The following is a 26,066-nucleotide window of genomic DNA, read 5'->3' as shown; positions in this document are numbered from 1 at the left end:
TCTCGGAGGCGCCCCAGGTGGGCGGGGTGGTTTGCCCGGTCCCGTACGCCTTTGCCGCCCGTTCGGCGGCGGTGGTTAACATCGAGGAAACGAACGGGTCACCGACCGGAAACGACCCGTTCCTAGGGTGAGCCCCAATTCGCGAGCCGAGGAGGATGGATGTTCAACAACGCCGCCGAAGTGAAGCAGTTCATCCAGGACAACGACGTCAAGTTCGTCGACGTGCGCTTCTGTGACCTGCCCGGCGTCCTGCAGCACTTCTCCGTACCCGCGGCGACCTTCGACCCGTCCGAGATCCTGATGTTCGACGGTTCGTCGATCCGCGGCTTCCAGGCCATCCACGAGTCCGACATGGCCCTCGTCCCGGACCTCGCCACCGCCCGCCTCGACCCGTTCCGGGCGGAGAAGCACCTCAACATCAACTTCTTCATCCAGGACCCGGTCACCGGCGAGGCGTACAGCCGCGACCCGCGCAACGTCGCCAAGAAGGCCGAGGCCTACCTCGCCTCCTCCGGCATCGCCGACACCGCGTTCTTCGGGCCCGAGGCCGAGTTCTACGTCTTCGACTCGGTGCGCTTCGACACCAGCGCGAACGCGTCCTTCTACCACATCGACTCGGAGGCCGGCGCCTGGAACAGCGGCGCCGCCGAGGGCGACGCGCGCGGCTACAAGGTCAAGTACAAGGGCGGGTACTTCCCCGTCCCGCCCGTGGACCACTTCGCCGACCTGCGCGCCGAGATGTCCCTGGAGCTGGCCAAGGCCGGCCTGGAGGTCGAGCGCCAGCACCACGAGGTCGGCACGGCCGGACAGGCGGAGATCAACTACAAGTTCAACACGCTGCTGCACGCGGCCGACGACCTGATGCTGTTCAAGTACATCATCAAGAACGTGGCCTGGCGGGCGGGCAAGACCGCCACCTTCATGCCGAAGCCGATCTTCGGCGACAACGGCTCGGGCATGCACGTCCACCAGTCCCTGTGGACCGAGGGCTCCCCGCTCTTCTACGACGAGCAGGGCTACGCGGGCCTCTCCGACACCGCCCGCTACTACATCGGCGGCCTGCTGCGGCACGCGCCCTCGCTGCTGGCCTTCACCAACCCCTCGGTGAACTCCTACCACCGCCTGGTGCCCGGCTTCGAGGCCCCCGTCAACCTCGTCTACTCCCAGCGCAACCGCTCGGCCGCGATCCGCATCCCGATCACCGGCTCCAACGCCAAGGCCAAGCGCATCGAGTTCCGCGCCCCGGACCCGTCCTCCAACCCCTACCTGGCGTTCTCCGCCATGCTGATGGCCGGCCTCGACGGCATCCGCAACAAGATCGAGCCGCTGGAGCCCGTCGACAAGGACCTCTACGAGCTCGCCCCCGAGGAGCACGCCAACGTCCCCCAGGTCCCGTCCTCCCTCCCCGCCGTCCTGGAGGCCCTCGAGGCCGACCACGAGTACCTCCTCGCCGGCAACGTCTTCACCCCGGACCTGATCGAGACCTGGATCGACTTCAAGCGCACCAACGAGATCGCCCCCATCGCCCTGCGCCCCCACCCGCACGAGTTCGAGCTGTACTACGACCTGTAGGAGCGCAGGGCGACGTCTTGCCGTTTCCGCAGGTCAGCGTCTCGCTGACCTGCGGAAGCGGCGGCCGGGCGGGAACGCGGCGCGTTGCTAGTCCGCGGCCAGGGCGGAGAGGATGTCGAGGCGGGCCGCACGGGCGGCCGGGGTCAGGGCGGCGAGGACGCCGGCGATCACGGCGGCCGCGGCCAGTTCCGCGAGGGTGGTCCAGGGCACCGACAGGACGGTTTGGCCCTCGCCCGCCATGCGGTGGAGGGCGATGCCCCAGGCGATGCCGAGCGCCAGTCCTGACAGGGCCCCCAGGGCGGTGATCACGACCGACTCCAGGCGGACCATGCGGCGGACTTCGCGGCGTGAGGCGCCGACGGCGCGCAGCATGCCGATCTCGCGGGTCCGTTCCCCGACCGACATGGCCATCGTGTTGGCCACGCCCAGCACCGCGATGACGACCGTGAGGGCCAGGAGCCCGTACGCCATCGAGAGCATCTGGTCGGCGCTGCTTCGGACGGACGCCTTGTAGGCCGCCCGGTCCTGCACGGCCAGTTGCGGATACCCGGCCAGCGCCGTGGTGAGCGCCTTCCCGACGGCTGTCGGGTCCGCGCCGCGGGCCGCGAAGGCGAACAGGGTGGTGTCGGACGCCGTGGGGGCCAGGGTGGACAGGACGTCGAATCCGACACTGGGCGCGAGTCGTACCCGGCCCATCGACATGCCGGACGGTTCCTGGCGTTGAACGGCGCCGATCGTCAGGGTCACCGGGGGGCCGCCCGGTCCGGCGAGGGTGACGTGGCCGCCGATGCCGACGCCGAGTCGCTCGGCCATGGCGTCCACGAGGACGATCCGGCCCTGGGCGAGCGCGGCCCGCGGATCGCCCGCGGTGTAGGTCTCGTGCATCGCGGCGGGGAAACCGGGCTCGTCGCCGTAGACGGGGGTGGACAGCGTGGTCGCTCCCGCGGTGAGCGTGGCCCTGGTGATCCGTTCCCTGACGACCTCGCCGATTCCCGGGACGCGCCGCGCCGCCTCGGCGGCCTCGGGCCCGAACTGCGCCTGCGCGTGCTGTCCGCTGATGATGAAGTCCGCGCCGAGCATCCGGTCGGTGCGAGCCGCCATGGAGTCCGAGGCGGAGGCCGCCGAGACGGCCATCGCCGTTGCCACGCAGATGCCGATCATCAGCGCGGCGGAGGTGGCGGCGGTGCGGCGCGGGTTGCGCAGCGTGTTCCCGGCGGCGATCGCGCCGATCGGCCCGAAGAGCCGCGGGAAGGCGGCCGTCAGGACCGGGACGGCGCCGCGGACGAGGGCGGGCCCGAGCGGGAAGAAGGCGATCAGGGTCAGGATCATGCCCGGCGCCGTCGCCGCACGGCCCGCGATCAGCAGACCGACACCGGCCAGCAGCAGCGCCGCGCCGGTCAGCGTGCGGCCCCGGCCGGGCCGGGTGCTCGGCGCGGCCGCCTCGCGCAGGGCGGCCATCGGCGGGATGCGTCCCGCACGCCGCGCCGGGATCACCCCGGCGGCCAGCGTGGCCACGGTGCCGACGGCGTAGCCGACCAGCACGGCGTCGGGCCCGACGACCAGCGAGGTCGGGCCCAGGTCGAGGCCGAAGGAGGCCATCGCCTCGTGCAGCCCCACGGCCAGCCCGATCCCGGCGCCGATGCCGAGGGTCGAGCCCAGGAGGCCGAGGACCAGGGCTTCGAGCAGCACGGACCGGTTCACCTGCCGACGGCTCGCGCCGATCGCGCGCAGCAGGCCGAGCTCGCGGGTCCGGGCCCCGACCAGCATCGAGAACGTGTTGAAGATGAGGAGCACGCCGACCAGGACGGCCACCACCGCGAAGCCCGTCATCACCATGCCGAGGAAGTCGGTGGTCTGCCCGGCCCCGTTGTCCGGGCTCACGGCGGTCGGATCCTTGGCCTGGACCTGCACCGCGCCGCCCAGGGCGGCCGCGAGGCTGCGACGGAGGTCGGCGGGCGTCACACCGGCGGCGGCCTCCACCCGGATCGAGGTGGCCGCGCCGGGCTTGCCGAGCAGCCGCTGCTGGGCGGTGGCGGTGTCGACGTAGACGCGGGTGTTGCCCTGGCCGGCGGCCTTGAAGTCGGCGATGCCGGTGACCCTGGCCTCGAACGTGCCGGGGACGGCGACCACCCGGATCGTGTCCCCGATCCGTACGTGGGCGCGGTCCGCCGAGATGCGGTCGAGCACGGCCTCGTCGGGGCCCTGCGGGGCCCGGCCGCCGGCGAGACGCACCGGCGACCGGCCGGAGTCGTACCAGTTGCCCGCCAGTACGGGGATGCTGCTCTTGGCGCCGAGGCCGGAGACCCCGCCGGCCGCGTCGATCGCCTTGTTCTGCGCATCGGTCAGCGTCGCGGTGTCGACCGTGACGTCGGGATACGCCGCCGCCACGCCCGGCACGGCGCGCACCTTCCCGACCAGGGTGTCGGCGTCCGGCAGCGTGCCGCCCTCGCCGACCACGGCCCGCTGCACCGCGTCGCCGACCTCGGCCGGCTCCGTGCCCGCCGGCAGCGGGGCGGTGACGGTGACGTCCGGGGCGCTCGCCGCCGCCGCGTCGTCCAAGGCGCCGTTGATCGTGCCGGTGAAGATCATCGTGCCGGTGACGAAGGCCACCGAGAGCACCACGGCGAGGCAGGACATCGCGAGTCGTCCCGTGTGCGCGAAGATGCCGCGCAGCGCCACCTTCAGCATCAGCGGTGCCCCTCGCCCTGGCGCATGCGGTGCAGGACGGCCTCGGCGGTCGGGGACCGCAGCTCGCCGGCCACCCGGCCGTCGGCGAGGAAGACCACGCGGTCGGCGAAGGACGCGGCGGTCGGGTCGTGGGTCACCATGACGACGGTCTGTTCGAGCTCGTCCACGCTCCGGCGCAGCAGCCGCAGTACCTCCGTCCCGGCCTGGGAGTCCAGGTTCCCCGTGGGCTCGTCGGCGAACACGATGTCCGGCCGGCCCGCGAGGGCGCGGGCGCAGGCGACCCGCTGCTGCTGCCCGCCGGACAGTTCCGAGGGCCGGTGGCGCAGCCGGTCCGCCAGGCCGAAGGTCACCAGGATCTCGTTGAGCCAGGCCCGGTCGGGCGTGCGGCCCGCGATCGCCATGGGCAGGGTGATGTTCTCGAGGGCGGTCAGGGCCGGGATGAGGTTGAACGCCTGGAAGATGAAGCCGATCCGGTCGCGGCGCAGCTCGGTGAGCTCGCGCTCGCGCAGCGCGGTGAGCTCGATGTCGTCGATCCAGATCCGGCCGCCGTCCACCGAGTCCAGGCCCGCCAGACAGTGCATCAGGGTCGACTTGCCCGAGCCGGACGGGCCCATGATCGCGGTGAACGCGCCGCCCTCGATCTCGATGTCGACGGCGTCCAGAGCCGTGACCGTCGCGTCGCCCGTGCCGTGGATCCTGGTGATCTTCTCGCCGCGGGCGGCGAGCTCGGAGACGGGAACCGGTGCCCGGCCGGAGCCCGGTGCTCGATCCGGAGCGGGTGGTCGGTCGAGAGTCATGCGGATGCTCCATCCTTCGCGGATCGTCAGGTGTCGGACGGCCTCCACGATGGCGGCCGCGGCCCGTCCTCCGGATCAGGCCGGGGCACGGATTCGGTGTCCCGCCCCGGGCCCGGACACCGTGTGCGCCCCTGGCCCGAGGTACAGGTCCGAAGATGCGACCGCAGACGGATGCCGCGCCCACGCGGCCGCGGCTAGCGTCGGGACGTGCACCTTCGGCCCCCGCTCACCAAACGGCTGACCCGCGCCCAACTCATCGGGCTGGACGTCGCGGTCGGCGCGGCGCTCCTGCTGTGGGGGCGTCCCACCGACGCCCAGCTCGCCACCGCCGGGCTCTCGCTCCCGGGCTGGTACCCGCTGTTGACCTTGCTGGCCTGCGCGGTGGCGGCCAGACGGCTGTGGCCCCGACTGGCCCTCGGGGTGTCGCTGGCGACGTACGCCACGATGGCGGCCCACGGGTTCGTCAAGTTCCCTTCGCTGGCGGTCGCGTTCTGCCTCTACCAGTTCGCGCTCTCGCAGCCGCGGTCCCGGGCCGTGGCCGGCCTGGTGCTCTCCGAGGCCGTCGTCGGCGTCGGCATGGCGATGGGCGGCGGCTCGGTGCTCTTCGACGACGCGTGGGCCGCGATGTGGTTGGGGCAGAGCGCGCCGATCGTGGCCTTCTGGGCGGCCGGCATGATGATCAGGTCGCAGCGCGCCTACGACGCCGGGCTACGGGCCCAGGCGGAACGCCGGGCACAGGCCCGCGTCGAGGAGGCGCAGCGGACGGTCATCGAGGAACGCCTGCGCATCGCCCGCGAGTTGCACGACGTGATGGCCCACAGCATGAGCGTGATAGCCGTCCAGGCCGGCGTCGGCCGCCACGTCATCACCGGACACCCTGACGAGGCCGCCAAAGCGCTGACCGCGATCGAGACGGTCAGCCGCACGGCGCTGCGCGAGATGCGGGCCCTGCTCGACGTGCTGCGGGAGGAGTCGCCCGCCGACGACGCGGCGGCCGCCTCGGACCTGGCGAAACCCGGCCTGGGCGACCTCCCCTTCCTGATCGAGCAGACCGGCCGGACCGGGCTCCAGGTCGAGCTGCGGATCAGGGGCACCGCCCGGCAGCTCCCGCCGTCGATCGACCTGGCCGGCTACCGGATAGTCCAGGAAGCGCTGACCAACTCCGTCAAGCACGCTGCGACCGCCCGCGCCCGGGCCCAGGTCAGCTACCACCCGGACGGCGTCGAGATCGAGGTGACCGACGAGGGCCGCGACCGCGCCGGTCCGTCCGGCCGCCCCGGCCCCGCCGCCGCGCCCGACAGCCCTGGCGACCGTGTCGGTCACGGCCTGATCGGCATGCGCGAACGGGTCGCGCTCTCCGGCGGCGACTTCGCCGCCGGCCGCCTCCCGCTCGGCGGCTTCCGCGTCTGGGCCCGGTTCCCCACCGGGGAACCGGCGTGAGCGGGGACGTGCGGGTGGTGATCTGCGACGACCAGGCCCTCGTCCGCGCCGGCTTCCGCGTGCTCGTCGACACCACGCCGGGCCTCACGGTGGTCGGCGAGGCCCGCGACGGAGCCGAGGCGGTCGAGGTCGTCCGACGGGAACGGCCCGACGTCGCCCTGATGGACATCCAGATGCCCGGGATGGACGGGATCGAGGCCACCCGGCGACTGCTCGGCGGCGAGGACCCGCCACCGGTGCGGATCCTGATCCTCACCACCTTCGACCTCGACCGCTACGTGTTCACCGCGCTCCACGCGGGCGCCAGCGGCTTCCTGCTGAAGGACACCCCGCCGGAGGACCTCCTCTCGGCCATCGGCGTCATCGCCGACGGCGAGGCTCTGCTCTCCCCCCGCGTGACCCGGAAGCTGGTGGCCGAGTTCACCAGGCGCCCCCAGGTCGCGGTCGGAGCGGACCGCCGCCTCGACGGGATCACCGACCGGGAGCGCGAGGTCCTCGTCCTGATCGCGCAGGGCATGTCCAACACGGAGATCGCCGACGACCTGCACCTGTCGCACTCCACCGTCAAGTTCCACGTCGGCAGACTCCTCGCCAAGCTCGCTGCCCGGGACCGGGCCCAGCTCGTCATCGCCGCCTACGAGGGCGGCCTCATGAACCACCGGTGAGTCGGCCGTCCCGCTTCCGGCCCGCGGAGAAGCCGACCGGCCGCTGCCCGGGTCTTCGGGCCCGGGCAGCGGCCGTTGTGCGTCGGTGGGATCAGCGGGGCGTGAGGGCGGTGGCGAAGCGGGTGAGTTCGGAGACGGCCGTGTCGATGCGGGTGGTGAGGTGGGTGCGGGCGGCGGGGTCGGTGAGGTCGGCGCGTTGGGCGACGAGGTGGGTGGGGACGGCCCAGCCGTCGAGGGCGCGGACGACGGTGCGGAGGTGGTCGCAGGCGCCGGAGGCGTTGTGGAGGCTGGTGGCGGTGGCGGCGACCAGGACGGGGCGGTCGGCGAGGGAGCCGTCGGGGAGGTGGTCCAGGAGGTTCTTGAGGGCGCCCGAGAGGCTGCCGTGCTGGACCGGGGTGGCCAGGACGACGGCGTCGGCGGCGGCCACCTCCTTGTAGAGGCGGTCGACGGCCGGTTCCCGGAGCAGTTCGCCGCTGCGGTAGCGGTCCGGGTCGAGGGCGGGCAGGGCGAGGAGGGTGCGGTCGAGCTCGCCGGCCGTGAAGTGCCCGGTGGCTTCGGCCCGTTCGGCGATCAGCCGGGTGAGCGCGTGGCAGCTGGACGTGCCGGCGACGGTGCCGGTGACCAGCAGGAGGTTCACGACGCCGCTCCGCGCGCGGCCCAGGCGTCCTTCAGCAGGGCCAGGTGCTCCAGGCCGGCCAGCACCTGGTCGGGGTCCACGCCGAAGTCGATCAGGCAGGCCACCTCGTCGATGCCGAGCGCGTCCAGGCGCTCCAGGGTCGCCAGGCCGTCCTCGACGGTGCCGAACAGGCCGCCGGTGTCGAAGTACCGGTCGAAGGAGCGCTGGACCAGGAACTCCAGGTCGTCCTCGTCGAGTTCGTCCGGGTCGACGCCCGGGAGGATGTCCCCGGCGGCCTTCATGATCAGGCCGATCGAGCTGCGGATGTAGTCGGTGAAGGGCTGTCGGACGAGCTCGCGGACGGTGTCGCGGTCGGTGCCGAGGAAGGTGTGCAGCATCAGCGCCACCTGGCCCGCCGCTCCCCCGGCGCCCTCGGGCAGGGCGGCGCGGTAGGAGGCGATCTTCTTGGCCAGGTCCTCGAGGTCCTGGCCGAGGAGGTGGGTGAGCAGGCCGAGGCCCTGCTCGCCGGCCTGCCGGAAGGTGTCGGGGCTGCCCGCGCTGGTGAGCCAGACCGGCAGTTCGGGCTGGACGGGCGCGGGGTAGCTGCGCACGGCCGCCGGGACGCCGTCGCCGTTGGGCAGCGTGATCTCCTCCTGGCGCCACAGCCGCCGGACGGTCTCGATGGTGTCGGTCAGCACCTCCTTGCGTCCGGCGTAGTTCTCCGGGCGCAGGACGAAGTCGTTGGCGTGCCAGCCGGAGGCGAAGGACAGCCCCACCCGGCCCTCGGAGAGGTTGTCGACCACCGACCACTCCTCGGCGATCCGCACCGGGTGGTGCAGCGGGCCGACGACGCTGCCGGCCCGGATGCCGATCCGCTCGGTGACGGAGGCCAGCGCCGCGCCGATGACCGCCGGGTTGGGGTACTGGCCGCCGAACTCGTGGAAGTGCCGCTCCGGTGTCCAGACCGCGCTGAAGCCGTGGGTGTCGGCGAACCGCGCCCCCTCCAGCAGCAGGCGGTACTGCTCCCGTCCACGACCTTGGCCGTCCGCGAAGTAGAAGAGACTGAAGTGCACGTGCCTTGCCCCCCTTGGCGCAGGTGGTTGCGGGCCCGGACGGGTGCCGGTGGCCCGGTGGTAGTGGCTGGACGGTCAGGACTCGTCGGCGACCGCGTCGGCGGCCGCCGGCCGGGAGCGCCGGACCAGCAGGGTGACCAGGGCGCCGGCCACGAGGAAGCCGACCGGCAGCAGGTAGGTGGAGCGGACGGCGTCGGTGGTGTCGCCGTGGTCGAGGCGGGTCTGCAGGAGCGCGCTCACCGAGGCGCTGCCGAGCAGGCTGCCGGTGAGCCGGGTGGTGTTGAACAGGCCCGACGCGGCGCCGGACATGGCGGGCTCGATCTTCTCGAAGGCGACCACGCCGGCCGGGGCGTAGGCCACGCCCATGCCGAGGCCCACGAAGACCAGGCCGGGCAGCAGGGCCGTCCAGCTGGAGTCGGCGCCGGCCAGGGCCGCGAGCAGCCCGATCCCGGCCGCGAAGAGGCCGAGGCCCGCCACCATCACGTACTTGCCGCCGAAGCGGTCGCAGAGCTTGCCGGAGTACGGCGCGGCGAAGATCGAGACGAGCGGGGCGACGGCGATCAGCAGGCCGGACTGGAAGGCGCTGAAGTCCTGCACCTTCTGGAGGTAGAGCGGGGTGAGCAGCAGCATGCCGCCGAGGCCGCAGGGCAGCGCGCCGACGACCACGGCCATCACGGTGAAGTTGCGGTCCCGCAGGATCGCGAACGGCACCAGCGGGTCGCGGTCCTGGCGGCCGCGTTCGACCAGCAGGAAGAGTCCGAGCACGGCCACGCCGACGACCATCAGCATCGGCACGGTGACCGGCCCCCAGAGCGTGCCCCAGTCGTGGGACTCGCCCTCCATCAGGCCGTAGACCACGCAGAACACGGCGACGGTGAGCAGGACCGAGCCGAGGACGTCGATCCGGTGCTTGCGGTTGGGCTCCAGGGCCGGGACGAAGGCCAGCACCAGGATCGCGCCGATCACCCCGACCGGGATGTTGATGTAGAAGATGCCGCGCCAGCCGAGCCAGGAGACCAGGAAGCCGCCGAGGGTCGGCCCCGCGGCGGCGACGATGCCCGCGAAGGAGCCCCAGACGCCCATCGCGGCGCCGCGCCGGTCGGCCGGGAACAGCCGGGTGATGACGGCCATCGCCTGCGGGGTCTGGAGCGCGCCGCCGACGCCCTGGAAGACGCGGGCGAGGATCGCCTGGCCCGGCGTCTGCGCGATGCCGCAGGCCGCCGAGGAGAGGACGAACACCACCAGGCCGATCAGGAACATCTTGCGCGGGCCGTACAGGTCGCCCAGCCTGCCGCCGGTGACCAGCAGCACCGCGTAGGAGAGCAGGTAGGCGTTGATCATCCAGAGCACCTGGTCCATGCCGGCACCCAGGCCGTCGGCCAGCGAGGGCACCGCCACGTTCACCGCCGTGGTGTCCAGCAGGACCACCGCCTGGGTGAAGCAGATGGCGAACATCGCCACCCACGGGTTTCGCATCCGCTCCGGCAGCCCGGGGCGGCCCGTCTCCGGGGCGGTTTCGGTGGCGCTCATCGGCCGGCCTCGTTTCGCTCGCTCATCGTCTCTCCTCGGTGGCCCGGCTCCCGTACGGCCGGGGGTGCGCCGCTCAGGCGTGCTCGGCCAGGCTGCGCGGGCGAAGGTCCGTCCAGTTGGCCTCGATGTGGTCGAGGGCCGACTGGCGGTCGGCGGGGCCGAAGGCGGTGTCCCAGCCGGCCGGGACGGCCACGGTGACCGGCCAGAGGGAGTGCTGGCCCTCCTCGTTCACCAGGACCAGGTAGCTGCCGTCGGCGTTCTCGAACGGGTTGGTGCTCATGGGGCGTTCCTCTCGTGGGGCGGGCAGTGGGGCGGGCGGTGGGACGGGGCGGGGCCGGGCCGGCCGCGGGTGGCCGGCCCGGCGGGGTTCGGGGGTCAGCCGTTCGCGGTGCGGCGCAGTTCGGCGGCGAGGACCGCGCCGATCCGGCCGATCGGCTGCGGGCGGGTCATCGCGCCGTGCTCGCAGTCCACCGGGTGGTCGTGGACCGTCCCGGTGATGTGCGCCGCCCAGTCCTGGGCGGTCGGGTCCTCGGCCGTCTTGTCCGCCGTGGCGGTGAAGAACAGCAGGTCGCCGTCGAACCTGCGGGGCGTGAACCGGCTCGCCAGGCTCAGGTTCCGTACGAACCCGTGGGCCAGGCCCCTGAGTTGATCCGGCGTCAGCTCGGCGAGCGGGCTCTGCCGCGCCCTGAGCAGTTCCAGCGCCCGCACTGGCGTGAGCGCCTCAACGGCGCCAGTCTGCACCGGGTGGCCTAGCGAGTCAAGAAGATCTGCCAGCGCCTGCTGACTCTCCGTCATCTCCCTGTGGGAGCGCGGCATCGGGTAGCTGTCGAGGAGGGCCAGCAGGGCGACCCGCTCGCCCGACTCGCGCAGCCGGACGGCGATCTCGTGCGCGACCGTGCCGCCGAAGGACCATCCCACCAGGTGGTACGGGCCCTCGGGTTGGACCTCCCGGATCAGCGCGAGGTACTGCTCGGCCATCTCGGCGAGCGTCTCCGGCGCGCCGTCCGGATCGGTCAGCGAGCGGGCCTGGAGGCCGAACAGCGGGCGCCGGGGCTCCAGTTCGCGCAGCAGGCCGGAGTACACCCAGGCGATGCCGGCCGCCGGGTGGACGGCGAACAGCGGCGGCAGGTCGCCCTCCGCGCGCAGCGGCAGCAGCGTGGCGAAGTCGTCCGAGCGCGTGAGCGTCCCCTCCTCGGCGGCGCTCACCCGCTCGGCGAGCCGGGCGACGGTGGGCGCCTCGAACAGGGCGCGGATGCCCAGGTCGGCCCCGGTGCTCTCGCGCAGCCTGGCGATCAGCCGGGCGGCGAGCAGGGAGTGGCCGCCGAGGTCGAAGAAGCCGTCGTCGACCCCGACCGAGGGGAGGTCGAGCACCTCCGCGAAGGCGGCGCAGAGCTCCTTCTCCAGGGCCGTGCCCGGCGCGCGCCCGGGCAGTGCCGGGGTCGCGTCCGGGACGGGCAGGGCGCGGCGGTCCAGCTTGCCGTTGGGCGTGAGCGGCAGCCGCTCCAGCTCGACCAGGGCGGAGGGCACCATGTAGGCGGGCAGCGTGCGGCCGAGCGCGGACCGGACGGCGGGGCCGTCCAGCGGGCCGGCCGCCGGGACGACGTAGGCGACGAGGCGCTGGTCGCCGGGCACGTCCTCGCGGACCACCACGGCGGCGGAGGCGACGTCGGGGCGGGCGGTCAGCGCGGCCGCGATCTCGCCGGGCTCGATCCGGAAGCCGCGCAGCTTGACCTGGTCGTCGGCGCGGCCGAGGTAGACCAGCTGGCCGTCCGCCGTCCAGCGGGCGAGGTCGCCGGTGCGGTACATCCGGCTGCCGGGCGGGCCGTACGGGTCCGCCGTGAAGCGTTCGGCGGTGAGCCCGGGGCGGCCGAGGTAGCCGCGGGCCAGGCTCGCGCCGGCGATGTACAGCTCGCCGCGGACGCCGGGGGCGACGAGGCGCAGCTGCGGATCGAGCACGTACGCCCGGGTGTTGGGGAACGGGCGGCCGATCGGCACCGCCCCCTCGGCCAGCGGTTGGCCGGGGGCGATCCGGTACTCGGTGCAGTTGACCGTCGCCTCCGTCGGCCCGTACACGTTGACCACGGTGGCGTCCGGGTGCCGGCGCCGCCAGTCGGCGACCACCGCGCCCGTCAACGCCTCGCCGCCGAGCAGGAGTTCGCCGGAGGGCGAGAACGCGTCGGGCAGGGTCGCGAGGAGCGGCAGGTGGCTCGGGGTCGCCTTGAGGAAGGTCACCGGCTGCTCGGCGAGGGCGGCCGAGGTCAGCGGGTCGTCCTCCAGGGCGGCCAGGTGCACGCATCCGCCGACCACCAGCGGGGTCCACAGCGCGGTGACCGTCAGGTCGAAGGAGACCGGCGAGTGCACCAGGGCCGCGCCGCGGGCGCTCGGGTAGTCGGCAGCCGTCCAGCCGAGGTAGTCCGCCACCGAGCGGTGCTCGACCAGCACGCCCTTGGGGCGGCCGGTGGAGCCCGAGGTGTAGATGACGTACGCGGGGTGGCGGGCCGTCAGCCGGGCGAGGCGCTCGGCGTCGGTCAGGTCGGTGTCGCGCTGGCCGGACAGCAGGCCGGTCACCTCGGGGCGGTCCAGCTCCCAGACCTCGGGGCCGTCGACCTCCGGCAGGCCGGCCCCCACCTCGAGGGTGGTGAGCAGCAGGGTCGGTGCGGCGTCCTCCAGGGTGGAGGCGATGCGGTCCTCGGGGTGCGAGGGGTCGACGGGCAGGTAGGCGGCGCCGGACTTGAGGACGGCGAGCAGCGCGACCACCAGCTCCGCCGAGCGCGGCAGGGCCAGGGCGACCAGCCGCTCCGGGCCGGCGCCGCGCTCGACCAGCAGGCGGGCGAGGCGGTTGGCGCGGGCGTTGAGCTCGGCGTAGGTGAGGGTCCGCCCGGCGACCCGAAGGGCGGGGCTGTCGGGCGTCCGGGCGGCCTGGGCCTCGAACAGTTGGGGGACGGGCACGACGGGCACCGGCCGCTCGCCGCCGCTCCAGTCGTGGAGCAGCTGCTCGTGCTCGACGGGTTCGAGCACGTCGATCCCGCCGATGGGCCGGTCGGGCGCGGCGACCGCCTGGGTCAGCAGCCGGATCAGCCGGTCGACCAGCCCCCGGACGGTGGCGCGGTCGTAGAGGTCGACGTCGAACTGGAGGGTGCCGTCCAGGCCGGCGGCGGTGCCGTCCGGGTGGAAGCGCTCGCTGAAGTGCGCGGCGAGGTCGAACTTGGCGCCGCCCTGCGCGGTGTCGTACAGCTCGGTGCGCAGGCCGGGCAGGTCGAAGGACGGCTCGGCGTTGTCGTGCACCGTCAGCAGGACCTGGAACAGCGGGTGCCGGGCCGGGGAGCGGACGGGGTTGAGGGCCTCGACGAGGTGCTCGAAGGGCAGGTCCTGGTGGGAGTAGGCGGCCAGGTCGGCCTCCTTGACCCGGTCGACCAGCTCGCGGAAGGTCGGGTCGCCCGAGGTGTCGGTCCGCAGGACGAGCGTGTTGAGGAAGAAGCCGACCAGGTCGTCCAGCGCCTCGTCGGTGCGACCGGCGATCGGTGTGCCGAACGGGATGTCCGTCCCGGCGCCGAGGGCGCCGAAGAGGGTGGCGAGGCCCGCCTGGAGGACCATGAGGAGGCTCGCCCGCTGCTGCCTGGCCAGGCGGGCGAGGGCGTCGTGCAGCTGGGCGTCGACGCGGAAGTCCAGGCCCTCGCCGCGGTGGCCGGCCACGGGCGGGCGGGGCCGGTCGGCGGGCAGGGCGAGCTCCTCCGGCAGGCCGTCCAAGGCCCGGCGCCAGTGGTCGAGTTGGCCGGCGAGGACGCTGCCGGGCCGGTCGGCGGCGCCGAGCACCCGCTGCTGCCAGAGGGTGTAGTCGGCGTACTGGACGGGCAGGGGCGCGAACCCGGGGGCCCGGCCGGCGGTGCGCGCGGCGTAGGCGGTGGCGAGGTCCCTGGTCAGCGGGGCCATCGACCAGCCGTCGGTGGCGATGTGGTGCAGGGTCAGCAGCAGGACGTGGTCCTCGTCGCCGAGGGCGAACAGGGTGGCCCGCAGCGGGATCTCGGCGGCCAGGTCGAAGGCGTGCGCGGCGGCGGTCCGGGCCGCGCCGGGGAGCCCGTCCTCGTCCGTGCGGACGACCTCCAGCACGGGGACGGCGTCGGCGGGTGCCAGCAGGTGCTGGCGGGCGGTGCCCTCGTGGTCGGGCAGGACGGTGCGCAGGCTCTCGTGGCGCTCCGTCAGGTCCGCCAGGGCGGCGCGCAGGGCCTCGCGGTCCAGCGGGCCGCGCAGCCGGTAGGAGAGCGGGATGTTGTAGGTGGCGTTCGGCCCGTCCAGCCGGTTGAGGAACCAGAGCCGGCGCTGGGCGAAGGAGAGCGGGACGACCTCCGGGCGCGGCCCGGCCGTCAGCGCGGGGCGGGCCGCCTCGGCGCTGCCGAGCTCCTCGGCGAGGCGGGCGACGGTCGGCGCCGCGAAGAGCGTGCGGATGCCGACCTCCACGCCCAGGACGGTGCGGATGCGCCCGGCCAGCCGGGTGGCGAGCAGGGAGTGGCCGCCGAGGTCGAAGAAGCTGTCGTCGATGCCGACCGCGGGCAGGCCGAGCAGGTCGGCGAACAGGGTGCAGAGCGCCTCCTCCCGGGGGGTGCGCGGCTCCCGGCCCGACACGGCGGCGCCGAAGTCCGGTTCGGGCAGCGCCTTGCGGTCGGTCTTGCCGCTGGGCGTCAGCGGCAGCGCGTCCAGGACCACGACGACGGTCGGCACCATGTAGTCGGGCAGGGCGCCGCCGAGGAAGGCGCGCACCTCGGCCGGGTCGAGGGCGGCGCCGGGGGCGGGGACGGCGTAGCCGACGAGCCGCTTGACGCCGCCGGCGCCCTCGCTGACCGCCACGGCGGCCGCCGCGACCTCGGGGTGGCGGGCCAGCGCCGTCTCGATCTCGCCGAGCTCGATCCGGAAGCCGCGGACCTTGACCTGGTGGTCGACCCGGCCGAGGAACTCCAGGTTGCCGTCCGGGCGTCGGCGCACCAGGTCGCCGGTGCGGTACATCCGGCTGCCGGGGGCGCCGTGCGGGTCGGCGACGAAGCGCTCGGCGGTCATGCCCGGCCGCTGCCAGTAGCCGCGCGCCAGGCCGGAGCCGGCGATGTACAGCTCGCCCGGCACTCCGGCCGGGACGGGCCGCAGCCCGGCGTCCAGGACGTGGGTGCGGGTGTTCCAGATCGGGCGGCCGATGGGCGGGGCCTGCGGGGCGGGGCTGAGCGGGTCGCTCATGGTGGCGACGACGGTGGTCTCGGTGGGGCCGTACACCTGCATCACGGTGCGGCCCGGGGACCAGCGCTCGACCATGTCGGCGGGCAGGGCCTCCCCGCCGACCACGAAGCCGCGCAGGGTGGGCAGGTCGCCGTCGGGCAGCGAGGCCAGCATCGGGGCGACGAGGTCGGTGTGGGTGACGCCGTGGCGGCTGATCAGGTCGTACAGCTCCTGGCCGGCGGCCTGCTGGTCCGGTCCGGGCACCACCAGTGCGGCGCCGGAGGAGAGCGTCATGACGATGTCGGCCATCGACACGTCGAAGCTGATCGAGACGACCAGCAGGAAGCGGCTGCCGGGGCCGAGCCCGAGGCGGTCGACGTGGGTGCCGGCCACGGAGGCGATGCCGCGGTGGGTGACCACCACGCCCTTGGGGCGGCCGGTGGAGCCGGAGGTGTAGATGACGTAGCCGGGCCGGTCGAGGGTGAGCGGCGCGGTGCGGTCGGCGTCGGTCGGGTCGGTGGCCGCGTACGAGGCGTCCTCGTCCGGTTCGTCGAGTTCGTCGAGGACGATCACCGGGCGGTCCACGGCGGGCAGCCGGTCGGCGACGGCCGCGGTGGTGAGCACCAGCGCCGGGTCGCCGTCGGCCAGCATGTACGCGACGCGGTCGGCCGGGTAGCCGGGGTCGATCGGCAGGTAGGCGGCGCCGGCCTTGGCCGCGCCGAGCAGCCCGACGACCATCTCGACCGAGCGGGGCACGGCGAGCGCGACGAACTGCTCGGGGCCGACGCCGAGGCCGATCAGCCGGTGGGCGAGGCGGTTGGCCCGCTCGTTGAGCTCGCGGTACGAGACCACGGTGTCGCCGAGGACCACGGCGTCGGCCTCGGGGGTGAGGGCCGCCTGGGCCTCGAACAGCTCCGGCAGGGTCGCGGCCGGGACGGCGCGGGCGGTGTCGTTCCAGCCGTGCAGCAGCAGGTGCCGCTCCTCGTCGCCGAGGATCTCCAACTCGCCGATGCGGCGGCCGGGTTCGGCGACGGCGCTCTCCAGCAGGCGCAGCAGCCGCTCGGCGAACCGCTCGACGGTGCCGGGGTCGAACAGGTCGGCGCTGTACTCGACGACACCCTCGATCCCGGCCGGCAGGCCGTCCGGGCCGCGCCGCTCGACCAGGTCGAGGGCGAGGTCGAACTTGGCCTGCCCGAGCGGGACGATCTCGGCGCGGCCGGTCAGCCCCGGCAGGTCGAGTTCGGCGGTGAGGCTCTCCTGGAAGGCGAGCATCACCTGGAACAGCGGGTGCCGGGCGAGCGAGCGGGTCGGGTTGACCAGCTCGACCAGCCGCTCGAACGGCAGGTCCGGGTGGGCGTACGCGGCGAGGTCGTGGGTGCGGACGCGGTCCAGCAGCTCGGTGAAGGCCGGGTCCCCGGAGGTGTCGGTGCGCAGCACCAGGGTGTTGACGAAGAAGCCGACCAGCTCGTCGAGTTCGTCGTCGGTGCGGCCCGCGATCGGGCTGCCGATGGGGATGTCCTCGCCGGCGCCGAGCCGGGTGAGCAGGGTGGCCAGCGCGGTCTGGAGCAGCATGAACACGGTGGCGCCGTTCTCGCGGGCCACCTCCTGGATCCGGCGGTGGAGCCCGGCGTCGATGCGCAGCGGGACGGTGCCGCCCCGGTAGCCGGCGACGGCCGGGCGCGGCCGGGCGGTGGGCAGGTCGAGCTGGTCGGGCAGGCCCTCCAGGGCGGTGCGCCAGAAGGCGAGCTGCTGGGAGAAGGGGCTCTGCCCGTCCTCCTCGGAGCCGAGGACCTCGCGCTGCCAGAGCGTGTAGTCGCCGTACTGGACGGGCAGTTCGTCCCAGGTCGGGGCGGAGCCCGTCGTCCGGGCGGCGTAGGCGCGGGAGAGGTCGCGGGTGAGCGGGGTGGTGGACGGGCCGTCGGCGGCGATGTGGTGCAGGACCAGCAGCAGGACGTGCTCCCGCTCGCCGAGGGTGTGCAGGTGGGCGCGCAGCGGGATCTCGGTGGCGAGGTCGAAGCCGCCGGTGGCGGCCTCGTGGAGGTCCTGCGCGAGGCCCTCGCGGGTCGAGGCCCGCTCGTGCAGCGGGGGCGCGGCCTCCGCCGGGTCGAGGACGCGCTGGTAGGGCTCGCCCTCGGCGTCGGGGAAGAGCGTGCGCAGGGCCTGGTGGCGCCCGGTCAGGTCGGCGAGCGCGGCTTCGAGCGCGGCCCGGTCGAGCGGCCCGTCGAGGTGCAGCGCGATCGGGATGTTGTAGAGCGGGGAGCCGCCCTCGAAGCGGTTGAGGAACCAGAGGCGGCCCTGCTGGTGGGAGAGCGGCAGCCGCTCGGGCCGCTCGCGGCGGCGCAGGGCGGGGCGGGCTCCGGCGGCGCCGGCGAGGCGTTCGGCGAGGCCGGCGACGGTCGGCTCCTCGAACAGGTGGCGGATCTTCACCTCGGCGTCGAACAGGGCCCGGATCCGGCTGATCAGCCGGATGGCGAGCAGGGAGTGGCCGCCGAGGGCGAAGAAGCTCTCCTCCACGGGCACCGAGGGCAGGCCGAGCACCTCGGCGAACAGGCCGGCGAGCAGCTCCTCCTGGACGGTGCGCGCGGCGCGGCCGGCCCGGGCGCCCTGCTCCTCCTCGGGGGCGGGGGCGGGCAGGGCCTTGCGGTCGAGCTTGCCGTTGGGCGTGAGCGGCAGCCGCTCCAGCGGCAGGACGGCGCCGGGCACCATGTAGTCGGGCAGCTCGGTCGCGGCGTGGCGGCGCAGGTCGGCCTGGTCGAGGACGGCGCCGGGGGCGGGGACCACGTAGCCGACGAGGCGCTTGTCGCCGGGCCGGTCCTCGCGGACCAGGACGGCGGCCTGCGCCACGCCCGGGTGGGCGGCGAGGACGGACTCGATCTCGCCGAGCTCGATCCGGAAGCCGCGCAGCTTGACCTGCTGGTCGACCCGGCCGAGGTAGTCGAGGTGTCCGTCGGCCGTCCAGCGGGCGAGGTCGCCGGTGCGGTACATCCGGCTGCCGGGCGGGCCGTACGGGTCGGCGGTGAAGCGCTCGGCGGTGAGCCCGGGGCGGCCGAGGTAGCCGCGGGCCAGGCCGTCGCCCGCGATGTACAGCTCGCCGGGAACGCCGGGGGCGGTGAGGGCGAGGGTGCCGTCGAGGAGGCGGATCTGCGTGTTGTGGACGGGCCGGCCGATGACGGGGGCGCCGGGGCGCCCGTCCAGGGCCGCCGTGGTGGACCAGATGGTGGTCTCGGTGGGGCCGTACATGTTGCTGACGCCGTCGGACAGTTCGCGCAGCCGGGCGGCCAGGGCGGGCGGCAGGGCCTCGCCGCCGACGAGGACGCGCACCCCGGCGAGCGCCTGCGGGTGGGTGGCGATCAGGGCCTGCCAGAGGGAGGGCGTGGCCTGGACGACGCGGACCTTCTCGGCCTCGATCAGCGCGGCGAGCGCGGCCGGGTCCTGGACGGTCTCCTTGGGGGCGACCACCAGGCCCGCGCCGGCCAGCAGCGGCAGGTACATCTCCAGGGCGGCGATGTCGAAGGCGATGGTGGTGACGCCGAGCAGCCGGTCCTCGGCCGTCATCGGGAACTGCTCGGCCATCGCGGCGAGGAAGTTGCCGAGGGCGGAGCGGGGCACGACGACGCCCTTGGGGCGGCCGGTGGACCCGGAGGTGTAGATCACGTACGCCGGGGTGGCCGGGTCGACGGTGACGCCCGGGGAGGTGGCGGGCTGGTCGGCGAGGCGCTCCTCGCGGTCGAGGAGCAGCCGGGGCACGGCGGTGGCGTCGGTGGCGTCGGAAGCGTCGGAGGTGGTGAGGACCAGGGCGGGCGCCGCGTCCCCGAGCATGTAGGCGATCCGCTCGGCCGGGTAGTCCACGTCCAGCGGGAGGTACCCGGCGCCGGTCTTGAGGACGGCGAGCAGGGCGGTCACCAGGCCGGCCGTGCGCGGCAGGGCCAGGGCGACGAACTGCTCGGGCCGCACGCCCTCGGCGATGAGGAGGTGGGCGAGCCGGTTGGCGCGCTCGTCGAGCTCCCGGTACGTGAGCCGCTCGGCCCCGGCGACGACGGCGAGGGCGTCCGGGGTGGCCCGGGCGACGGCCTCGAACGCCTCGGTCAGGCTCTGCCCGGGCAGGGGGCGGGCGGTGTCGTTCCAGCCGTGGAGCAGCTGCTCGCGCTCGTCCTCGCCGAGGACGTCGATCTCGCCGAGGCGCAGGCCGGGGGCGGCGACGACGGCCTCCAGCAGCCGCCGCAGCCTGGTGAGGAGCAGCTCGACGCTCGACGGGTCGTAGAGGTCCTCGCTGTACTCGGCGAGGACGGTGATGCCGCCGCCGGGCCGCTCCTCGCAGTACAGCGAGAGGTCGAACTTGGCGGCGTCGAGGGCGACTTCCACCGGTTCGGTGGTGAGGCCGGTCAGGCCGTGGTCGGCGGCGGGGGTGTTCTGCAGGGCCAGGAAGACCTGGAACAGGGCGTGCCGGGAGAGCGAGCGGGTCGGGTTCAGCGCCTCCACCAGGCGCTCGAACGGGACGTCCTGGTTGCCGTAGGCGGCCAGGTCGGTGTCGCGGACGCGGCGCAGCAGTTCGGTGAAGGCCGGGTCGCCCGAGGTGTCGGTGCGCAGCACCAGGTTGTTGATGAAGAGGCCGACCAGGCCGTCCAGGGCCTCGTCCGTGCGGCCGGCGACGGGGCTGCCGATCGGGATGTCCTCGCCGGCGCCGAGCTTGCCGAGCAGGGTCGCGAGGGCGGCCTGCAGCACCATGAACAGGGTGGCCTGCTCGGAGCGGGCGAGGGACAGCAGGCCCCGGTGCAGGTCGGCGTCCAGCTCGAAGGGGACGCTGCCGCCGCGGTAGCTCGTCCGGGCCGGGCGGGGCCGGTCGGTGGGCAGTTCGAGCTGGTCCGGCAGCCCGGCCAGCGCCTGGCGCCAGTGGTCGAGCTGGCGGGCGTACGGGCTGCCGGCCTCCTCCTCGGAGCCGAGCGCCTCGCGCTGCCAGAGCGCGAAGTCGACGTACTGGGCGGGCAGTTCGTCCCACTGCGGGGCGTCGCCGACGGTCCGCGCGGCGTAGGCCCGGGCCAGGTCCTGGCGCAGCGGCGCGATGGACCAGCCGTCGGCGGCGATGTGGTGCAGGGTGAGCAGCAGGACGTGGTCCTCGTCGCCGAGCGCGAACAGCTCGGCGCGCAGCGGGGGGTGGGCGGCGAGGTCGAACGGGCGGGCCGCCGAGGCGGTCAGGGCGGCGGCGAGGCCCTCCGCCGTGACCGGTGTGACGGGCAGGGCGGGGGCGGCCTCGGGCAGCACCAGCTGGTAGGGCTCGCCGTCCCTGGCCGGGAAGAGGGTGCGCAGCGCCTCGTGCCGGGCGGTGACGTCGCCCAGGGCGGCGGTGAGCGCCTCCCGGTCGAGCGGGCCGCCGAGGCGCAGGGCGATCGGGATGTGGCCGGCCGCCGGGTTCTCGTCCATCCGGCTGAGGAACCAGAGCCGCTGCTGGCCGTAGGAGAGCGGCGGGTGCGCGGGCCGGGTGCGGCGGCCGAGCGCGGCGCGGGCGGTGGCGGCGCCGTCCAGGTGCGGCGCGAGCGCCTCGGGGGTGGGCGCGTCGAACAGCGCGCGGACGCCGAGTTCGGCGCCGAAGGCGGTGCGGATGCGGCTGACGAGGCGGGTGGCCAGCAGGGAGTGACCGCCGAGGGCGAAGAAGTCGTCCCGCATGCCGACCCGTTCGACGCCGAGCACCTCGGCGAACAGGCCGCAGAGCAGCTCCTCGCGCAGGCCCCGGGCGGCCCGGCCGGCGCCGGCGCCCGGCTCGGCGGCGGGCGCCGGCAGCGCCTTGCGGTCCAGCTTGCCGTTCGGGTTGAGCGGGAACGCCTCCAGGACCACGACGGCGGACGGCACCAGGTGGGCCGGGAGCCGCTGCGCCAGGGCCTGGCGCACCTCCTCGGGCGCGGCCGTGCCGGTCACGTAGCCGACGAGGCGGCGGTCGCCGGGGCGGTCCTCGCGGACCGTGGCGACGGCCTGGGCGACGCCGTCGACACCGGCCAACTCGGCCTCGATCTCGCCGAGTTCGATCCGGAAGCCGCGGATCTTCACCTGGTGGTCGAGCCGTCCGAGGTACTCGACCTGGCCGTCGGCCGTCCAGCGGGCGAGGTCGCCGGTGCGGTACATCCGGGTGCCCGGGGCGCCGTGCGGGTCGGCGACGAAGCGCTCGGCGGTCAGGCCGGGGCGGCCCAGGTAGCCGCGGGCCACGCCGTCTCCGGCGATGTACAGCTCGCCCGCGACACCGGGCGGCACCGGGCGGAGCCCGGAGTCCAGCACGTAGACCCGGGTGCGGCGCAGCGGGCGGCCGATCGGCGGGGCGGTGGCGACCGTGCCGGTGCCGTACCAGGCGGTGGCGTAGACGGTGGCCTCGGTGGGGCCGTAGATGTTGGCCAGCCGGTCGGCACCGAGGGCGCCCGCGATGTCGGTGGCGGCCTGGGCGGGCAGGGCCTCGCCGGCCAGGACGACGGTGCCGGCGCTCGCGTCCAGGTCCCCCTGGGCGACGAGTTGGGCGAGCGCGGAGGGCACGCCGCTGATCAGGGTGGCGGGCCGGCCGCCGCGGTCGGCGAGCGCGAGCAGGTCGGTCAGCACCTCGACGGTGCCGCCCGAGAGCAGCGGCCCGAAGAGCTCGAACACGGAGACGTCGAAGTTGAGCGAGGTGGTGAGCAGCACGTGCGCGAGGCGCTCCGGCCCGAACTCCTCGCGTGCCCAGGCCGCCAGGTTGGCGACCGAGGCGTGCTGGACGACGACGCCCTTGGGGCGGCCGGTGGAGCCCGAGGTGTAGATGGCGTACGCCGGGTGCTCGGGCCGCAGCGGCACCTGCGGGTCGGTGTCGGGGCGGTCGGCGGCGAGGCCGGGCTCGTCGAGGAGGAGCGCGGGCAGCCCGGTGTCGGGCAGGTCGACTCCCCCGACGGTCAGCACGAGGGCGGGCCCGGCGTCGCGGAGCAGGTAGTCGATGCGCTCGGCCGGGTACGTGGGGTCGACGGGCAGGTAGGCGGCGCCGGCCTTGAGGACGGCCAGCAGGGCGACCACGGCCCGCTCGTCCCGGGGCAGGGCGAGGGCCACGAACTGCTCGGGGCCGACGCCGCGCGCGATCAGCTCGTGGGCGAGCCGGTTGGCCCGGGCGTCGAGTTCGGCGTAGGTGAGCCGCTGCTCGCCCGCCAGGACGGCGAGGTGTCCGGGCGTCTCGTCGGCCTGGGCGCGGAACAGCGCGGGCAGCGTGCGGTGGACCGCCGGCTCGTCGGTGTCGTTCCAGGTCTCCAGCACCCGGTGGCGCTCGGCCTTGGAGAGGACGGAGATGTCGGCGGCGGGCTGCTCCGGGTCGTCGGCCAGTGCCGTCAGAAGCCGGACCAGCCTTTCGCCGAGCATCGCGGCCTCGGCGGGGCTGAAGCTGTCGGTCCGGTGGCTCAGCCGCAGCCGCAGACGCTCGCCGGGGTGGGCGAGCAGGGCCAGGGGGTAGTGCACGGCGTAGCGGCTGTCCACGGCGGCGCCGGTGCGGTCGCCGGGGAAGCTCTCGAAGACCGTCAGGGTGTCGAACAGCTCACCGTGGCCGATCAGTTGCTGGATCTCGGCCAGCCCCGTGTACTGGTGCGCGGCCATCGCGGCCTGCTGCTCCTGGAGCCCGGCGAGCAGTTCGGCCAGGGTCTGGCCGGGTGCGATGCGGGCGCGGACCGGCACGGTGTTGATGAACAGGCCCACCATGCCCTCGATGCCGGGCAGTTCGGGCGCGCGGCCGGAGACGGTGGCGCCGAACACGACGTCCTCGCGGCCGGTGAGCCGGGCCAGCAGCAGCGCCCAGGCGCCCTGGACGGCGGTGTTGAGGGTCAGGCCGCGGGCGCGCAGCACGCCGTCGAGCCGCTCGGTGAGCCCGGCGGACAGCTCCACCCAGTGGTCGCGGGGCAAGCCGTCGGCGACGGGGGCTCCGGCCGCGCCCGGGGCGAGCAGGACGGGCTCCTCCAGGCCGTCGAGCAGGGTGCGCCAGGCCTGGCGGGAGGCCTCCTGGTCGCGGCCGGAGAGCAGGGCCAGGTAGTCGCGGTAGGGGGTGACGGGGCCGGGCTCGGCGCCGGCGAGCAGCGCGGTCAGCTCGTCCAGCAGCACCGGCAGCGACCAGCCGTCGACCAGGATGTGGTGGAAGGTCAGGGCGGCGCGGCGTCCGTGCGGGCCGAGGTCGGCGACGGCGATCCGCAGCAGCGGGGGCGTGGAGAGGTCGAATCCGCGGCGGCGCTCGACGTCGAACAGCTCCTCGGCCTTGCGCCGCGCGTTCGGGCCGACGTACTCGACCAGGGTGAACTCCGGCAGGGCCTCGGCCGGGACGAACTGGACGGGCGCCTCCAGGTCGTCGTGGGCGAAGCCGGCCCGGAGGTTGGGGTGGCGCTCCAGCAGCCGGCCGACCGCCGTCCGCAGCGCCTCGGGCTCGGCGTCCAGGTCGAACACCAGCTGGACGGCGTAGACGTCCAGGGCGCCCTTGGCGTACTCGGAGTGGAACAACAGGCCCTGCTGGAGGGGGGCGAGCGGCCAGAACTCGACGGCGTCCGGCCGGACGTCGCGCAGCCGGGCCAGCTCGGCCGCGGGCGGCTCGGGCAGGGCGGGCAGCGCCGGGGCGGCCCCCTCGGCCCCCGCGGCCGGCTCGCCGGCGGCCGCGGCGAGGGCCGCGACGGTGCGGTGGGTGAACACGTCGTGCTGGGTGAGCGCGAACCCGGCCCGGCGGGCCCGGCTGACCAGTTGGATGGCGCGGATCGAGTCGCCGCCGAGGTCGAAGAAGTTCTCCTCGACCGAGAGCTCCGGCAGGCCGAGCAGTTCGGCGGCCAGGTCGTGCAGGGTTCGCTCGACGGGCGTGCGCGGGGCGGTCCGCCCGGCCTCGGGCGCGGCGGCGGGGGCCGGCAGGGCCTTGCGGTCCAGCTTGCCGTTCGGGGTCAGCGGGAAGGCATCGAGCAGCACGAACGCGCCGGGCACCATGTACTCGGGCAGCGCGGCCCCGACGGCCTCGCGCACCGCGTCGACGTCGACGGCGCCGCCGGGCTGCGGCACCAGGTAGGCCACCAGCCGCTTGCTGCCGGGCCTGTCCTCCCGGGCCAGTACGGCGCCGGCGCCGACGCCCTCGCAGGCGTCCAACACCGCCTCGATCTCCCCCAGTTCGATCCGCAGGCCGCGGATCTTCACCTGGTGGTCGGCGCGGCCCGCGTACATCACCGCGCCGTCCTCGCGCCGGCGGGCGAGGTCGCCGGTGCGGTACATCCGGCTGCCGGGCGGACCGTACGGGTCGGCGGTGAAGCGCTCGGCGGTCAGCCCCGGGCGGCGGAGGTAGCCGCGGGCCAACTGCACGCCGGAGAGGTAGAGTTCGCCCGTTTCGCCGATCGCGGCCGGCCTCAGCTCGGCGTCGAGCACGTGCACCCGGGTGTTCCAGACCGGGCGGCCGATGGGGACGGAGGTCTCGCCCGGCTCGGGGACGCACTCCCAGAAGGTCACGTCCACGGAGGCCTCGGTCGGCCCGTACAGGTTGTGCAGCGGCACTCCGGGCAGCAACGCCCGGAAGCGGGCGACGAGTTCGACCGGCAGCGCCTCGCCGCTGGCGATCACGCGGCGCAGCCCGGTGCAGCCGGCGGCGGCGGTCTCGTCGACGAAGGCCTGGAGCATCGACGGGACGAAGTGCGCGGTGGTGATCCGCTGTTCGCGGATCAGCTCGGCCAGGTACGCCGGGTCGCGGTGCCCGTCCGGGCGGGCGACGACCAGGACGGCGCCGGTGATCAGCGGCCAGAAGAACTCCCAGACCGACACGTCGAAGCCGGACGGGGTCTTCTGGAGCACCCGGTCGTCCTCGGTCAGGCCGTACGCGGCCTGCATCCACAGGAGCCGGTTGACGATGCCCTCGTGCGGGACGACGACGCCCTTGGGGCGGCCGGTGGAGCCCGAGGTGTAGATGACGTACGCGGCGTCGGCCGGGCTCGGGGCGTCGTGCGTCCCGCCGGGGGCGTCGTCGGTCTCCGGGAGCTCGTCCAGGACGAGGGTCGGAACGTCCTCCCCCGCCGGGTGGCCCACGGTGCTGTGGCTGAGCAGCAGCACCGGCGCGGCGTCGTCGAGCAGGTACGCGATCCGGTCGGCCGGGTAGTCCGGGTCGACCGGCAGGTAGGCGGCGCCGGTCCTGAGCACCGCCAGCAGGGCGACCACCAGCTCCACCGAGCGCGGCACGGTGAGCGCGACCAGCCGGTCCGGGCCGGCCCCGTGCAGCCGCAGGCGGGCGGCGAGGCGCTCGGCCCTGGCGTGGAGTTCGGCGTAGGTGAGCTCGGTGTCCTCGAAGACCAGCGCGGTGCGCTCCGGCGTACGGGCCGCCTGGTCGGCGAGCAGCCCGGTCAGGGTCGCCGGGGTGTCGGGCAGCTCGTGCGCGGTGTCGTTCCAGTCGTCCGGGGCGATCCCGCGCCCGGCCGTGTGCTGCCCAGTCATGTCTTCCCCTCGGGAGGTGGCATCGTGCTCGGTGTCGCGTCGGTGAGCGGTGGCGCCGGTGGTG

General features: G+C 74.6%; 10 protein-coding genes. 3 read left to right on the top strand and 7 right to left on the bottom strand.

Translation table 11 applies throughout. From position 1 onward, the window contains the following. The first annotated feature begins 159 nt into the window (after window positions 1-159). Complete coding sequence (gene glnA / locus ACIRRS_RS23370) at window positions 160-1,572, top strand: type I glutamate--ammonia ligase (RefSeq protein ID WP_402973860.1); 1,413 nt, start codon at window positions 160-162, stop codon at window positions 1,570-1,572. 87 nt (window positions 1,573-1,659) lie between these two features. Here glnA and ACIRRS_RS23365 read toward each other — a convergent pair whose 3' ends face one another. After that, window positions 1,660-4,260, bottom strand: coding sequence for an ABC transporter permease (locus ACIRRS_RS23365; protein WP_402973857.1), 2,601 nt, complete (start codon window positions 4,258-4,260; stop codon window positions 1,660-1,662). After that, on the bottom strand, window positions 4,260-5,057 hold the full coding sequence (locus ACIRRS_RS23360; RefSeq protein ID WP_402973855.1) for an ABC transporter ATP-binding protein: 798 nt from the start codon (window positions 5,055-5,057) through the stop codon (window positions 4,260-4,262). The genes ACIRRS_RS23365 and ACIRRS_RS23360 overlap by 1 nt, the downstream gene beginning before the upstream one ends. Window positions 5,058-5,264: 207 nt before the next feature. Between ACIRRS_RS23360 and ACIRRS_RS23355 the strand changes: the two genes are divergently transcribed. Next, window positions 5,265-6,497 carry a sensor histidine kinase gene (locus ACIRRS_RS23355; protein WP_402973852.1) on the top strand — a complete coding sequence of 411 codons (1,233 nt, stop codon included), beginning with the start codon at window positions 5,265-5,267 and terminating at the stop codon, window positions 6,495-6,497. Continuing rightward, window positions 6,494-7,162, top strand: coding sequence for a response regulator (locus ACIRRS_RS23350; RefSeq protein WP_402973851.1), 669 nt, complete (start codon window positions 6,494-6,496; stop codon window positions 7,160-7,162). Before ACIRRS_RS23355 ends, ACIRRS_RS23350 begins: the two co-directional genes overlap by 4 nt. 91 nt (window positions 7,163-7,253) lie before the next feature. Here ACIRRS_RS23350 and ACIRRS_RS23345 read toward each other — a convergent pair whose 3' ends face one another. The 5 genes from ACIRRS_RS23345 to ACIRRS_RS23325 form a co-directional block, all read right to left on the bottom strand. After that, window positions 7,254-7,799, bottom strand: coding sequence for an NADPH-dependent FMN reductase (locus ACIRRS_RS23345; RefSeq protein ID WP_402973849.1), 546 nt, complete (start codon window positions 7,797-7,799; stop codon window positions 7,254-7,256). Next, the gene (locus ACIRRS_RS23340) at window positions 7,796-8,851 is read right to left on the bottom strand and encodes a MupA/Atu3671 family FMN-dependent luciferase-like monooxygenase (protein WP_402973846.1); all 1,056 of its coding nucleotides are present in this window, start codon (window positions 8,849-8,851) and stop codon (window positions 7,796-7,798) included. Before ACIRRS_RS23340 ends, ACIRRS_RS23345 begins: the two co-directional genes overlap by 4 nt. 75 nt (window positions 8,852-8,926) lie before the next feature. Next, window positions 8,927-10,381, bottom strand: coding sequence for a DHA2 family efflux MFS transporter permease subunit (locus tag ACIRRS_RS23335; protein ID WP_402973844.1), 1,455 nt, complete (start codon window positions 10,379-10,381; stop codon window positions 8,927-8,929). A 73-nt stretch (window positions 10,382-10,454) separates the two neighbouring features. Next, window positions 10,455-10,661: an MbtH family protein gene (locus tag ACIRRS_RS23330; RefSeq protein WP_402973841.1), complete on the bottom strand. Its 207-nt coding sequence runs from the start codon at window positions 10,659-10,661 to the stop codon at window positions 10,455-10,457. Between the two features lie 95 nt (window positions 10,662-10,756). After that, window positions 10,757-26,002 carry an amino acid adenylation domain-containing protein gene (locus ACIRRS_RS23325; protein ID WP_402973838.1) on the bottom strand — a complete coding sequence of 5,082 codons (15,246 nt, stop codon included), beginning with the start codon at window positions 26,000-26,002 and terminating at the stop codon, window positions 10,757-10,759. Window positions 26,003-26,066: the final 64 nt, after the last annotated feature.

Source organism: Kitasatospora sp. NPDC101183, from assembly GCF_044767945.1.
In the GTDB taxonomy this organism is placed as follows: domain Bacteria; phylum Actinomycetota; class Actinomycetes; order Streptomycetales; family Streptomycetaceae; genus Kitasatospora.
This window is presented reverse-complemented; position numbering and strand designations above follow the sequence as displayed.